The organism is Thermocrispum municipale DSM 44069, assembly GCF_000427825.1.
Classification (GTDB): domain Bacteria; phylum Actinomycetota; class Actinomycetes; order Mycobacteriales; family Pseudonocardiaceae; genus Thermocrispum; species Thermocrispum municipale.
This window is the reverse complement of sequence record NZ_ATYT01000008.1, coordinates 88,875-101,993: the sequence shown is the minus strand read 5'-3', so window position 1 is coordinate 101,993 and position 13,119 is coordinate 88,875. Positions and strand designations below refer to the sequence as shown.

Annotated in this window: 11 protein-coding genes; 3 read left to right on the top strand and 8 right to left on the bottom strand. The window is 68.4% G+C overall.

Annotated elements, in window-relative coordinates; translation table 11 throughout:
• Window positions 1-46: 46 nt before the first annotated feature.
• The 6 genes from YWM_RS0110285 to YWM_RS0110260 are packed head-to-tail and all read right to left on the bottom strand — an operon-like array spanning window position 47 to window position 8,045.
• Window positions 47-1,006: an electron transfer flavoprotein subunit alpha/FixB family protein gene (locus YWM_RS0110285; protein ID WP_028850653.1), complete on the bottom strand. Its 960-nt coding sequence runs from the start codon at window positions 1,004-1,006 to the stop codon at window positions 47-49.
• Window positions 1,006-1,767: an electron transfer flavoprotein subunit beta/FixA family protein gene (locus YWM_RS0110280; protein WP_245565996.1), complete on the bottom strand. Its 762-nt coding sequence runs from the start codon at window positions 1,765-1,767 to the stop codon at window positions 1,006-1,008. The genes YWM_RS0110285 and YWM_RS0110280 overlap by 1 nt, the downstream gene beginning before the upstream one ends.
• 4 nt (window positions 1,768-1,771) lie before the next feature.
• On the bottom strand, window positions 1,772-4,291 hold the full coding sequence (locus tag YWM_RS0110275; RefSeq protein ID WP_043660488.1) for a GcvT family protein: 2,520 nt from the start codon (window positions 4,289-4,291) through the stop codon (window positions 1,772-1,774).
• Window positions 4,288-5,985, bottom strand: coding sequence for a formate--tetrahydrofolate ligase (locus YWM_RS0110270; protein WP_211232478.1), 1,698 nt, complete (start codon window positions 5,983-5,985; stop codon window positions 4,288-4,290). The genes YWM_RS0110275 and YWM_RS0110270 overlap by 4 nt, the downstream gene beginning before the upstream one ends.
• The gene (locus YWM_RS0110265; protein ID WP_028850649.1) at window positions 5,982-6,836 is read right to left on the bottom strand and encodes a methylenetetrahydrofolate reductase; all 855 of its coding nucleotides are present in this window, start codon (window positions 6,834-6,836) and stop codon (window positions 5,982-5,984) included. The genes YWM_RS0110270 and YWM_RS0110265 overlap by 4 nt, the downstream gene beginning before the upstream one ends.
• A 6-nt stretch (window positions 6,837-6,842) precedes the next feature.
• Window positions 6,843-8,045: a glycine cleavage T C-terminal barrel domain-containing protein gene (locus tag YWM_RS0110260; RefSeq protein WP_052344749.1), complete on the bottom strand. Its 1,203-nt coding sequence runs from the start codon at window positions 8,043-8,045 to the stop codon at window positions 6,843-6,845.
• A gap of 265 nt (window positions 8,046-8,310) precedes the next feature.
• Here YWM_RS0110260 and YWM_RS26425 point away from each other — a divergent pair, with 265 nt between their 5' ends.
• Together YWM_RS26425 and YWM_RS26145 are read left to right on the top strand one after the other, a co-directional pair.
• Window positions 8,311-8,484, top strand: coding sequence for a DUF5302 domain-containing protein (locus tag YWM_RS26425; RefSeq protein WP_169720977.1), 174 nt, complete (start codon window positions 8,311-8,313; stop codon window positions 8,482-8,484).
• Between the two features lie 41 nt (window positions 8,485-8,525).
• Window positions 8,526-8,678: a hypothetical protein gene (locus YWM_RS26145; RefSeq protein WP_156914730.1), complete on the top strand. Its 153-nt coding sequence runs from the start codon at window positions 8,526-8,528 to the stop codon at window positions 8,676-8,678.
• Here the strand turns inward: YWM_RS26145 and YWM_RS23035 are convergent.
• Window positions 8,627-11,572 (bottom strand): alpha/beta fold hydrolase, encoded by a 2,946-nt coding sequence (locus YWM_RS23035; RefSeq protein WP_043660482.1) that lies wholly within the window; start codon window positions 11,570-11,572, stop codon window positions 8,627-8,629. The two genes, YWM_RS26145 and YWM_RS23035, sit on opposite strands and share 52 nt — an antisense overlap.
• 253 nt (window positions 11,573-11,825) lie before the next feature.
• Here YWM_RS23035 and YWM_RS0110240 point away from each other — a divergent pair, with 253 nt between their 5' ends.
• A complete protein-coding gene (locus YWM_RS0110240) occupies window positions 11,826-12,002 on the top strand; it encodes a hypothetical protein (protein WP_156914729.1) in 177 nt (58 codons plus the stop codon).
• 18 nt (window positions 12,003-12,020) lie between these two features.
• On the opposite strand, the gene YWM_RS0110235 is transcribed toward YWM_RS0110240, so the two are convergent.
• Window positions 12,021-13,076 carry a helix-turn-helix transcriptional regulator gene (locus YWM_RS0110235; protein WP_028850646.1) on the bottom strand — a complete coding sequence of 352 codons (1,056 nt, stop codon included), beginning with the start codon at window positions 13,074-13,076 and terminating at the stop codon, window positions 12,021-12,023.
• Between the last annotated feature and the right edge of the window lie 43 nt (window positions 13,077-13,119).

The following is a 13,119-nucleotide window of genomic DNA, read 5'->3' as shown; positions in this document are numbered from 1 at the left end:
TCTAGGCGGTTGTGATCGACGGGGTGGCCGGTCGAGGCGGGCTCATTCATCCGGATGCCTGATCGACGCGTCCCCTTGCCCGGATTTCGTCGATCACCGCGGGCAGCACTTCGTGCAGGTCACCGACCACGGAATAGGTGGATCGGGTCATCATCGGCGCCTCCGGATCCGTGTTGACGGCCAAGATCGCCTTGGCGTCCATGCAGCCGACCCAGTGCTGGGTCGCGCCGCTGATCCCGCACGCGATGTACAGCTTCGGCGCGATCTTGGTGCCGGTGAGGCCGACCTGGTCGCTGTGCGGCCGCCACCCGTTGTTGGTCGCCACCCGGGAACAGCCGACCGCGCCACCGAGCAGCTCGGCCAGCTCCTCCAACGTCTTGTAGCCGTCGGCGCTGCCGACGCCGCGACCACCGGAGACGACCACCTCTGCGGTCGCCAAACTGACGCCTGCCTCCCGCTCGGCCCGGTCGACCACCCGAGTACGAGCCAGCTCGGCGGCCAGTTCCGGGGTGAACCGGTGAACGTCGACCGCGTCGACCGGCGCCGTGCCGTTCGACGGTCCGGCGCCCGGCTGGACCGTGAACAGGCCGCACGATGCGTCCAGCTCGGCGTCCTCCAGCAGCATGCCGCCACCCCTGATCCGGGTGAGCTGCCACGGTCGTCCGGTACCGCCGACCTGGGTGCAGTTCGCGGCGAGTGGCAAGCCGGCCCGGGCGGCCAGGTGCGCCAGGACCTCGTTGCCTTTCTCGCTTCCCGGCGCCACGACCGCGGAGGGCTGCACCTGCTTGACAAGCTGGGCCAGCGCTTCGCCGTACGCCTCGGGGGCGTAGTCGCCGAGCACTTCGTGCTCGACGACGTGCGCGACCCTGATGCCCTGCTTGGGCAGCTCGTCGACCGCCGATGCGTCGAACACCACCGCGTGCACGTCGTCGGTCAGACCGCGAGCGACGCCGACCGCATCGGCCCACGCGGGGTGTTCGTCCACCTTGACCGCAAGGATCAGCATCAGCACACCCCCAGCTCTTCCAGGACGTCGACCACCGCGGGGGCGGCCGCGGCGCCGTGACCGAGCAGCACGCTCTCCGCACGGTTGTCCTCCGGCTGTCGCAACCGGATCTTGCGCAGCCCGCCCGGTTCGGGCCGATACGACACGGTGCGCAGTTGTGCCTTCTTGGCCTTCAACCTGCCCGGCAAGCTCGGGTAGCGCGGCAGGTTGAGACCCTCTTTGACGGCGACCACGGCGGGCAGCGGCAGTTCGTACACCTCGGTGGCGCTGCCCACGTCCCGGCGCAACCGGACACTGCCGTCCAGCACGTCGATGCCCTTGATCCCGCCGACCACAGGCCTGCCCAGCTCGGTCGCCACCCGCACACCGACCTGGTAATGGCCGGCGTCGGCGGACTCGTTGCCGACCATGATCAGGTCGAACGAGGTGTCCAGTTCACCGACCGCGTGCACGATGGCCGCGGCGGTCGCCTGCGGGTCGAGTTCGTCCTCCCCGGTGTCGACCACCACGCCCTGGTTCGCGCCCATGGCGAGTGCGTAGCGCACCTGCTCGGCAACCTCGGGTGGCCCGGCAGCCAGTACCGTCGCGCTGCCGCCGTGCTTGTCCACCAGCCGCACGGCTTCCTCGACCGCGCACTCCTCGTGCGGACCGATGGTGAAGCCGAGATGGCGGGTGTCGATGTCCCGGCCGTCCTCGGTCAGTGGCACCTTGGCGCCTGGCGCCGGGACGCGCTTGACACAGACCAGAATGTCCAAGCTCATCGGCTCACGCCTTCATCCGTGCATCGTCCGGGTCGAACAACGGTTTGCGGCCCACGCGGGCGACCGTCACCGGGTACTGCTCGCCCATGTACTCGACCTGCAGCTTCGTCCCCTCCACCGCGTGCTCAGGCGGCAGATACGCCATCAGCAGGTACTTGCCGAGCGACGGGCCGGCGCCCGCGCTGGTGACGTACGAACCGCGGCCCTTGCGGTCGACGATCCGCCGACCGTCCCGAGTCAAAATCGGCTCGCCGCCTTGGGGGAATCGCGCGATTCCGTCCGAGCTGGTGTGGTCGTCGACGGTGAGGGTGCACAGCAGCGCGGCCGGGTCGGACTCCCGGGCCGCCACGTAGGCCTCCTTGCCGATGAAGTCGGCCGACTTGACCTTGGGCAACGCCAGGCCCGCCTCCACCGGGTCGTACTCGGCTTCCAGCTCGGCGCCCATGAGCCGGTAGCCCTTCTCCAGCCGGCCGGTCGTGCCGTACACGCCGATGCCCGCCGGGATGAGTCCGTGCGGCTCACCCGCCTCGGCGATGGCGTCCCACAGGCGTGCGCCCTGTTCGAACGGCGCGTGCAGTTCCCAGCCGAGGTCGCCGACGTAGGACACGCGCAGCGCGAGCACCGGAACGCCTCCGACCACGATTTCCTTCGCCGTGCCGTACGGGAAGCCTTCGTTCGACACGTCGTCGTCGGTGGCCGCCGACAGGATGTCCCGGGCACGCGGCCCCCACAGGCCGAGCGTGCAGACACTCGAGGTCACATCCGCGAACGACACCGACTCCGGCAGGTGGTCGAGGAACCACTTGCGGTCGCGCGCGCCGTCCGCGCCACCGGTGATCACCCGGAACTTGTCCGGGCCGAGCCGCACGATCGTCAGGTCGCTGCGGAAGCCCCCCGCGACGTCCAGCAGGGGCGTGTAGATCAACCGCCCGACCGGCCGGTCCACATTGGCCACACACAGCCGTTGCAGGTAGTCGACCGCACCGGGCCCGCTCACGTCGAATTGCGCGAACGCCGACAGATCGATCATCGCGGCGCGTTCCCGCATCGCCAGATGCTCGGCATTGATGATCGGCGACCACCACCTGGCGTCCCACTCGTGCGGCCGATCCTGCACGCCGTACTCCTCGACCAACGGGCGATTCGACTCGTACCACTGCGGCCGCTCCCAGCCCGCGACCTCGAAGAACTCCGCGCCGAGCGCCTTCTCCCGGGAGTAGAACGGCGACAGCCGCTGCTCGCGCTGGGACGACCACTGCTCGCGCGGGTGCACGATGCCGTACGTCTTGTTGAAGCCTTCCGCGGTTCGCGCGCGCACGTGCGCGGGCACGCGCTGGTGCGGGTAGAACCGGCTGATGTCGGCGCCGTGCAGGTCGATCTCGCTGTGCCCGTGCGTCATCCACTGCGCGAGCATGCGGCCCACGCCGGGACCTTCCTTGATCCACACGGCCGCAGCCGACCACAACCCGCGCACCTCGGGCGTCTCACCCAGCAACGGTGAGCCGTCCGGAGTCAGCGACAACAGACCGTTGATGGCGTGCCGGACCCCGGCGCCTTCGGTGTTGAGGATCGACCCGAACAGCTCGAGCGCGTCCTCCATCTGCGGGTCGAAGTCGTCCTCGGTGAACGGCAGCTGGGTCGGCGACAGCGCCGCTTCCTCGATCGACGGGATCTCGTCCGGCTCGTGCAGGATCGGCCGGTGCGCGTACGAACCGATCTCCAGATCCGCCCCGCTCTGCCGCTCGTACATCAGGGCATCCATGTCGCGGACGATCGGGTAGGCGATCTCGGTGTGGGTCTCCGCCAGCTCGGGGATCGGGCCGACGTCGATCATCTGGTGCACCGCCGGGGTCAGCGGGATGCGGGCCCCGGCCATCCGGGCGATCCGTGGGCTCCACACCCCACACGAGATCACCACGGTCTCCGTCGCGATGTCGCCCTTGTCGGTGCGCACTCCGCGGACGCGGCCGTCGACCACGTCGAACCCGAGCACCTCGGTGTTGGCCGACACGGTCAGGGCGCCGAGCTGCTGCGCGTGCTCCCGCATCAGCGCCCCGGTCTGCAGGGGGTCGACCACCGCGCACGACGGGGTGCAGAAGCCGGCGAGCAAGATCGACTGGTCGACGAACGGCACCAGTTCCGCCACCCGCTCCGGGGTGATGAGTTCGGAGTCGATCCCCCACGCCTTGGCCGAGGCCATGCGCCGCTTGAGCTCCTCGACCCGTTCGGGCTTGCGCGCCACCTCGATACCGCCGCAGGTGGTCAACGTGCCGAACTTCTCGTACTGACGCATCGAGTCGAGCGTCAGCATGGTGATCTCTTTCGAGTGGTCCACCGGGAAGATGAAGTTGGACGCGTGCCCGGTCGATCCGCCGGGATCCGGCAGCGGGCCCTTGTCCAGCAGCACGATGTTGCGCCATCCCTCTTCCGCGAGGTGGTAGGCCACCGAGTTGCCGACGATTCCGGCGCCGATCACCACCACGTCGGCGCTGTCCGGCAGCTGTGCGCTGAGCGTGTTCGTCATGACAATCCCACCACCTGGCCTGCTTCGTCGATGTCGATGCGTTCCGCCGCGGGATGCGACGACAGTCCTGGCATGGTCCTCATTTCGCCACAGATGGGATAGACGAAGCCAGCGCCGACCGACGCCCGGACCTCCCGGACCGGCAGCGTCCAGCCGGTCGGCGCCCCCTTACGGCTCGGATCGGCCGACAGCGACAGGTGGGTCTTGGCGATGCACACCGGCAACGAACCGAAGCCGCAGCGCTCGTAGGTCTCCAGCTGTCGCTTGGCCAGCGGGCTCAGCTCGATGCCGTCCGCGCCGTACATCCGCTTGGCAACCGTGGAGATCTTCTCCACCAGCGGCATCTCGTCCGGGTACAGGAACTGGAACTCGGTCTTCTCGGCGCACGCTTCGGCGACCGCCTCGGCCAACTCCACCGCGCCTTTTCCGCCTCGGGTGTAGTGCGACGCCACGGTGGCTCGCGCGCCCTCCTCGGCGGCGACTTCCAAGATCGCCTTCTTCTCGCTTTCGTAGTCGTCCGGGAACGCGTTGACCGCCACCACGGGGTTGACGCCGTGCGCCCGGATGTTGGCGATCTGCTTGCGGAGGTTGGACGCGCCTTCGTAGACGTCCTCCGGGTTCTCCGCCAGCATCGGCTCCGGCAGCGGTTTGCCCGCCACCACCCGGTATTTGCCGCTGTGTGCCTTGAGCGCACGTACCGTCGTCACCACCACGGCCGCGTCCGGACGCAGCCCCGAGTTGCGGCACTTGATGTTGAAGAACCGCTCGGCACCCATGTCCGCCCCGAAACCGGCCTCGGTGATCAGGTAGTCCCCCGCCCGGATGCCGATCAGGTCGGCCACCACGGACGAGTTGCCGTGCGCGATGTTGCCGAACGGGCCGCAATGGATCAGCGCAGGTGTCTGTTCGACGGTCTGCATCAGGTTCGGCTTGATCGCCTCCTTGAGCAGCACGCACATGGCTCCGGCCGCGCGCAGTTGTTCGGCGGTGACCGGTTCGCCGTCACGGGTGTAGCCGATCACGATGCGCCCCAGCCTGGCGCGCAGGTCCTGCAGCGACGTGGACAGCGCCAGCACCGCCATCACTTCGCTGGCCGCGGTGATGTCGAACCCGGTCTGCCGCGGCACCCCGTCGGCCTTGCCGCCGAGACCGGTGACGATCTGCCGCAGGTCCCGGTCGTTGACGTCGATGACCCGGCGCCACGTGATCGAGAACGGGTCGATACCCAGCTTGTTGCCCTTGTGGAGGTGGTTGTCGATCATCGCCGCCAGCAGGTTGTGCGCCGACGTCACCGCGTGCAGGTCGCCGGTCAGGTGCAGGTTCACCGTCTCCATCGGCGCCACCTGGGCGTAACCGCCACCCGCCGCGCCGCCCTTGATGCCGAACGTCGGACCCATCGACGGTTGCCGGACCGCGACGACCGCGTTCTTCCCCAGGTGGCCGAACGCCTGGCCGAGGCCGACCGTGGTGGTGGTCTTACCCTCGCCCAGTGGGGTCGGGGTGATGGATGAGACCACCACGTACTTCCCCGGCGGCCGGTCGGCCAGCTCGTCGATCGCGGCGAGGGAAATCTTGCTCACCGAGTGCCCGTAAGGCTCCAGCAGGTGCTCACCGAGCCCGATCGAGGCGGCCACCTCGGGTATCGGCAGCAATTCCGCAGCCCGGGAGATGTCCAGATCCGTCGGCATACTCACGCGGTCCTCCGGTAGGCCTGGGCCGCCCAACGATGGGTGGCCGTGACGCGGTTGAACGTGAACAGGTGCAGACCGGCGAGTTCGCACCGGCCCGCGGCCACGCGGCCGGCCAGCTTGCGCACCAGCGCGTCGGGGCGGTAACCCCCTGGCCAGAGCAGCCTGCCGGCCACCGATCGGTGGCCACGCACGAACCGCAACGACTGCCCGACGCCGACCTTCAGGGCGATCCGCATGAGCTTGGCCGGCTCCACCACCCCGGGCACCCCGACGATCACCGGGAGCCCGATGTCGCGGTGTACTTCGGCCGCATACCGCCAGATCGCGTCGGCGTCGAAGCACATCTGCGTGACCACGTAGGAGGCGTACGGTTGTTTGGCCCGCAGCGCGCTCCACAACGTGTCGGGATCGACCGCCCAGTGTCCTTCCGGGTAGCCGGTGACCCCGACCTTGGCGGGCATGCGCCCCAGGTCGTCCATTGCCTGCAACAGGCTGAGTGCGTCGGGATAGGGCCCGCGTGGCTCGCGCCCGTCGCCACCCACGACGAACACCTCGGTGATGCCCGCGGTGTCCAGCCGGTCGAGCAGCGAGCGGAGCTCGGCAGGCCCGGTGACCTGCCGAGCTGCCAGGTGCGGGATGACGTACATCCCTTGCGCGGCGAGCTTCTCGGCGACGGCGACCGTTGCGTCCAGACCCTGCCGGGGCGAGGACGTCACGGTTACCGGCGTGTTGGCCGGTAACGACTCCGTCTGAGCCAGTACCGACGCCAACGGGAGCACCTCGTAACGCGGGTTCTGCAGCAACGGCCCGAGGACTTGGCGTTTACCGGGTGATTGACCGTTCGCCCGTGCCATACCGCCTCAGCCTTTGGGGGTCGCCTTGCTCGGGTCGATGAACGGCTTGTCGACCACCTTGGCCGCGCGCGGCCCACTCGGCGTGTGGACCACCACCTCGGTGCCGGTCTTGGCCAGCTCGATGGGCAGCATGGCCAGCCCGATGTTGCGCTCCAGGCGTGGCGAGAAGCACGCACTGGTCACTTCGCCGATCTGTTCGCCGCCGGACTGCGAGACCGGGAACGGTTCGAGCATCGAGCCGTCGTTGTAGCTGCCCAGCGACGGGCCGTCGATCTCCACGCCGCTCAGCAGCCGGGAGATGCCTTCCTCCTTGACCCGCTTCAGCGCTTCCTTGCCGACGAAATCCGACTCCTGGTCCAGGTCGACCATCCACTTGTAGTCGTAGCCGACCTCGAGCGGGTTGGTGTTCAGCGTGATGTCGCAGCCGTAGGCGAGCATGCCTGCCTCGATCCGCCGGATGTGACTCGGGCCGATCACCTTCATGCCGTGCCGCTGACCGACCTCCCACACCCGGTCCCACACGTGCTCGCCGTTGCGGCTGACCTGGTCGACGTAGATTTCGTAGCCGATCTCGCCGGTGTAGCCGGTGCGGCTGATCACCACGTCGATGCCGTCGATCTGCCTGCGGGCCATCCAGTAGTACTTGACATCCAGGATGTCCTCGCCGAACAGGTCGACCATGACCTCTTTGGCCTTCGGCCCCTGGATCTGCATCGGCGCCACGTCGATTTCCTTGACCGTGACGTTCCAGCCGCCCGCGTGCGCCAGACCGAGCGCCCACAGCCCGACGTCACTGTCGGCGAGCGAGAGCCAGAACCGGTTCTCCTCCACACGCAGCAGCACCGGGTCGTTGACGATGCCGCCGTCCGGGGCGGTGATGAACACGTACTTGCACTGGCCGACCGCGCATTTGTGCAGGTCACGCGGTACCAGGTAGTTGGTGAAGTCGAACGCGTCGGGGCCGGCGATCTCGATCTGCCGCTCGACGCCGACGTCCCACAACGTGACGCCGTTGAGCAGTTCCCAGTACTCGGCGACCGGATCCCCGTAGTGCCGCGGGTGATACGTGTGGTTGTAGACGCTGTAGGCCTTCACCCCGTGCTCGCGTGACTTGTGGAAGAACGGGGACTTGCGCAACCGGGTGTAGAGCAGGACGGCCGGTTGATCAGCGGTGGTCGTCGTCGCCGGTTTCGGAGCAATAGCTGTCATCGGGGACCTCTCCAGCTGGGCGGGACTTTTGGATCTGTTTGAGAGAAAAGTTCACTTTGTCGTTGCGCTATGTGAAGTGGTTGCCTTATCCGCAACGTGTCACGCCCGCAATTGTGTGCCCCGTCACCTAGGCCGTCAATGCGCCATCCGAGGCAATGAACCGGTGTCGTTCGCCGCGCCGGGCACCCGGCTGTGTTAATCGCTCGACCCGGCGCGGCGCGCATGCGAGGCTGACGAGACAAGCTCACCCGACGTGGAGGTCTCGATGACTGAATCGAAGTCCGGTTCCGATGACGTGAAGGACCGATTCCGGGAGGCACTCGAGCGCAAACGCGCGGCGACCAAGGAGCGGGAAAGCCACGCGGACGGTGGCGCGAAGAGCGTCCATCCGCACGGTCCACTGGGCGGCAAACGACAGTTCCGCCGCAAGAGCGGCTGATTCCGCGTCGGCTGAGCCCAGGCGGTCACTGCCCTCGCGGTGTGCCCGACGGGACGCTGGACACCGTCGTCGCGGTCGAGCTGATGGACAGCGAGGAGACCAACGAGGCGCCGCGCACCACCCGGGTGTTGCCGCGGCGGGCCTACCGGTTCGCCAGCAGCCGGTCGCGCGCCACTTCGGTGAGTTCGGTGTAGCGGCCGCGTTCGGCGTCCCAGCACCATGCCTGCTCGCTGGGCTTCGGTACGCCTTCGGCCGCAAGCGGTGCCGGATTCGGCCGGTACCACGTGGTCAACGGAATCGCGTCGACCACGTGCACGATGTCGGGCCTGCGCTCGACCGGCAGGTTCGCCAGGGCCCGGGTGATGTCCTCCGCCCTGAGTTTCGCACCCTGCCACGTCGTCACCGCAGCGACCGCCACCTCGCTCAACGCCGAGGTCGGCACGCCGTAAGCGGTTGCGAGGTCGACTTGCTCGAGGTCGGTCAGCGCGTCGCAGATCGGCTGGGCGTAGACCAGTCCGCGGCCGTTGTCGATCACGGTGAAGCGGTTGTCGGCCAGCCAGAAGTCGCCGTCGTGGTCACGCCAGAAGAGATCCTCGGTGGCGATCCAGGTGTCGCCGGGTGCGAAGACGCCACGCAGCTTGCGGGCTGTCGCGTCGATGCTGGCGCGTGGGTTCGCCAGCAACAGGCCGACCTCGCCCTCCGCGCACTCGACCGCGAACCCGGAATCGTCGGTGATCAGCTTCCCGGTGCGGACATCGCAGCGCGCCAGCCGTACCTCGGCGCTGCCCGGCAGTGGCCTGCCCTTGGCTCCTGGCTTCGCGCCGGACAGGTTCGCCAGCACCACGTCGCCTTCGGTGGAGGCGTAGAACTCCAGCACCCGCGCGGGCGAGTACCGCTCGAGCACGCGCCGCCACAGGCCACGCGGCATGCCCGAGCCCATGAACAGCCGGATCGCGTGGTGCGGCGGCTGTTCCTCCCGCTCGACGAGCTCACGCAGCAGTGTCCACGTGTACGACACCACCGTGACGCCGTAGCGCAGCACCTCGATGTCGAATCGCTCCGGATCGAAGCCGCGGGACAGCGCAATGCGCGCACCCCCGGCCACGGCACCGCCGACACTGGTCAGCAAGCCGGAAGGATGATGCAGCGGAGTGATGCAGTAGACCGTGTCCGCGCTGGTCAACGCCGCCGCTGACGCCGTGCCGAAAGCCGACAACGCCCACCGGTGGTTGGTGATCAGCTTCGGCACGGTCTGCCCACCGGAGCGGCTGAACAGGATGAACGCCAGGTCGCGCGCCAGCCCCGGATTCGGCCGGTACCAGCCGGGCAGCTCGACCGACTCCGGGTCGATCTGCTCCAGGTCGACCACGTCGGCACCCGTGGCGGACACGTGGCGCTCGCCGCCGCCACCCAGGACCAGGACACGGCAGTCGGTCTCGGCCGCCTGCTCCACGTGCTCAGGGTCCACGACGATGTCGGAGACGCCGCCCAGGCGGATGGCTGCGGACAGGTCCGCCGCCGGAGGCAGGAGCACCGCGACCGCCCCCATCCGCGACAGCGCCGCGATGACCACCAGCGCAGAGGGACGGGTGTGCATCAGGACGCCGACGTGATCCCCTTGCCGGACACCGACATGGATCAAGCCGCGCACCACGTTGTTGATGCGCGTACGAACCGCGGCGTTGGTGTGCACCCGATCGTCGAACAGGAAGCACTCGCCGTCCGGTGCCCGTTTCGCCTGCTCGTCGAGCAGCCTGCCGAACGACACCCGGGTGTGGCTTTGGATCTGCCCGAGTCGCAACAGCCGTGGCAGGGCTTGCGCCGCTTCGAAGGCGATCTCCCGCGACATCCGCACGGCTTCCGCCGCGCGGTCGGCGATGCGACGCCCGGCGGCGAATCCGACGTCCGCCAGCGTGCTGAACCCGTAGCCGACGCGCGAGGAGATCGTCGTCGCCTGCTGTTCGGGACGTGCCTCGCCGAGCGGCCGCATACCGTCCGGGCGATCGCCACCTTCCTCGCGCCACCTGATCCACTCGGCCACCGCCGGCCAGGTCACGCTGTTCGCCGTCGACCCGACCACCAGGCCGAAGTGTCCGGCATGCACCGGATGCTCGTAGACCTCCGCCCTCGGCGCGGCCTTGCCGACTCCGCGCACCGCGGCAGGTTGGCCGATGTCGTCGATCTCCCCCACGAACGCCAGGATCGGGCTGGTGATGTCGGCCAAGGTCACCAGGCGGTCGCCGATGACGAAGCCGCCGGTCATCATGCGGTTGTGCACCACGAACTGGCGTAACAGCTCCACGATCGCCGGGCCGGACCAGGCAACCCACCCGTCGCTCTCCAGGAACTGTCGCTGCTTCTCCCGCCCGATGAGGGCGTCGCGGTTGTGCAACTGGCGGAGGAAGTCGATCTGCGCTCGGGTGGACTTCACCGGGTCGAGCAGTTTGAAGCCGAGCCTGGCCGCCCAGCCCGGCAGCGCCAGCCTGCTGAACACGTGGTCGGCCAGGAACTCCGCGCCGCGCACCAGCAGATCCTCGGGGAGGTTGAGCGGAGTTCCGCCCAGCACGTCCGCCGGGCTGCCGAAAGTGATCACGCTCGCCACGTGCCGCGAGCGCCGATAGGCGGCCGCCTGGTAGCAGAACATTCCGCCCTGCGAGTAGCCGCCGAGGTGCACGTCCCGCCCGGTGTGTTCGACCACCTGGTCGATGGCTTGGCTCAGCGCGACGACATGGTCGGTCAGTGTCCGGTCGAGGCCACCTTCCACCTCGTCCGGCGAGCCGAAGTCGATCACCCACGGATCGAGCCCCGCCCGGTGCAACGAGGTCACCGCACTGCTGTTGGGCGAGACGTCCCACAGATCGGCGGACAACATCATCGGATGCACCAGCAGCACCGGCGGCTTGTCGTCGTTCGGCTGCGCCGGGAAGTACCGGCGCAGCTGGTACATCCGGGTGTGTTCGACAACGGCGTACGGAGCCGGATCCTCATCGGTGCGCAATCCGCCGAAGCGCAGCACCTCGAGCCCGTTCTGCGCGTACGCGGCCACCGTGCCGACCAGATTGCGCAGGCCACGAGGTGCAATTCGCATGTGCCGATCTTCTCCCGACGGCCCGCGGCGGTAAAGCCGGGGGTCGCCGCGCGGAACGCACAGCGCCCAACTGGAGTATTGACCTGAACTTCACCAACTGGGATGGTTAAGTCGTAACTTCAACCTGCCTCTACCGAGGGAGCAGTTAACGATGGCGCGAGTCCAGGCTTAGCCTGTCGCCACGACGAACGGGACCATCTCGCTTCGCCCGGCGACATGGGCGACGCCGGCGCACGGGGGAAGGGAGATGGTCATGCTCATCGCGATCATCCTGCTGCTGGTTCTGGCTGCCGCATACTGGCGGGAAGCACTCAAACTCGCGGTCGGCGCTCTGGTCGTGGTCCTGCTGCTCGGGCTCGTTCAGCTCGCCGAGATCGTCGACCGGGCCGGCGACCGGTTCCACGAGGAGACGATCAGCAGCCTGCGCTGACCCGGGCTCGTCCGGCGGTCACACCGGCTGGGCATCCAGCGACGAGATGGACAGCCGCGGCGCGGGGACCCGCCCGTTGACCACCGGAACCCGGAACAGCACGAAGAAGTCCGTGATCCGGCCGACCTTGGACTTGACCACCTCGATGTTGGCGTCCGCCACGTCCTGATTGGTGAAGGCCCGCACCGCGGCCAGCGTGCCCGCGGTGAAGCAGCCGGTGCAGATGGTCACGTCCGTGTGCGGGTTGGCCGGGTTGCGGGCGCGCACGAACAAGCCGATGTCTTCCACCAGCTCCTGCTCGCCGTCGGCGAAGTCGGCCACGCGTGGGCGCAGCTCTTCGCCGTCGGAGGTGACGAAGAACTCCGGCTTGCCGAACGGTGCCGCCTGTTGGCGCACCGGCAGATCGAGTAGCTGCAGGTAGTTGCGCGTCAACCGGTTCCACCCCGGACCACCGATCAGCACCAACGTCTGCTCGAGGTCGATGCCGCGGTCGTTGGCCGAGCGGTGGTGACGGTTCTGGTAGCCCATCGCGGCCAGGCGCACGTAGAGCTCGAAGAACGCGTCGATGTTGCCGTAGCGGGCCAGGCGCGAGTAGTTCACGTTGCGCGGGCGGGCGTTCTCCGGCAGCCGATCCTCGGCCACCTCGGACGTCACCACCATGATGTCGTCCGACCTGTCGTGCGCCCACATCTCGTTGCGCGGCGCGGCGGCAGGCGCCACCGACCGCTCCCTGCGGGCTTCCTGATCGGCTTCGTCGCGCAGCCGGTGCAGTTCCCGGCGCAGCTCGACGAACCGTTGCCGCGCTTGCTTGTCCAGGCTCGACTCCGGCGGAACCGTCGGCTTGGGATGCAGGTTGTCCGGCGAACTGAACAACAGCGCGTACTGCTTCAGCCGCTCGTCGGAGGGGCGCTTGTCGCTGTCCCCGTTCTCCCACGCCGAGATCGCCGCACCCGACAGAGAGCGGGTTGCCGAGAACGCTGCCGCGAGCCCCTCCTGCGTGATCTTCTCCCCCAACTCGAACTCGCGGAGCTCCCGCAGCCGCCGCGCAAACTGCCGTCGGGCGTTGCGGGCCATGTCGCCTCACCTCCGGTGGACTTTGCGATGAGCATAAACCGGA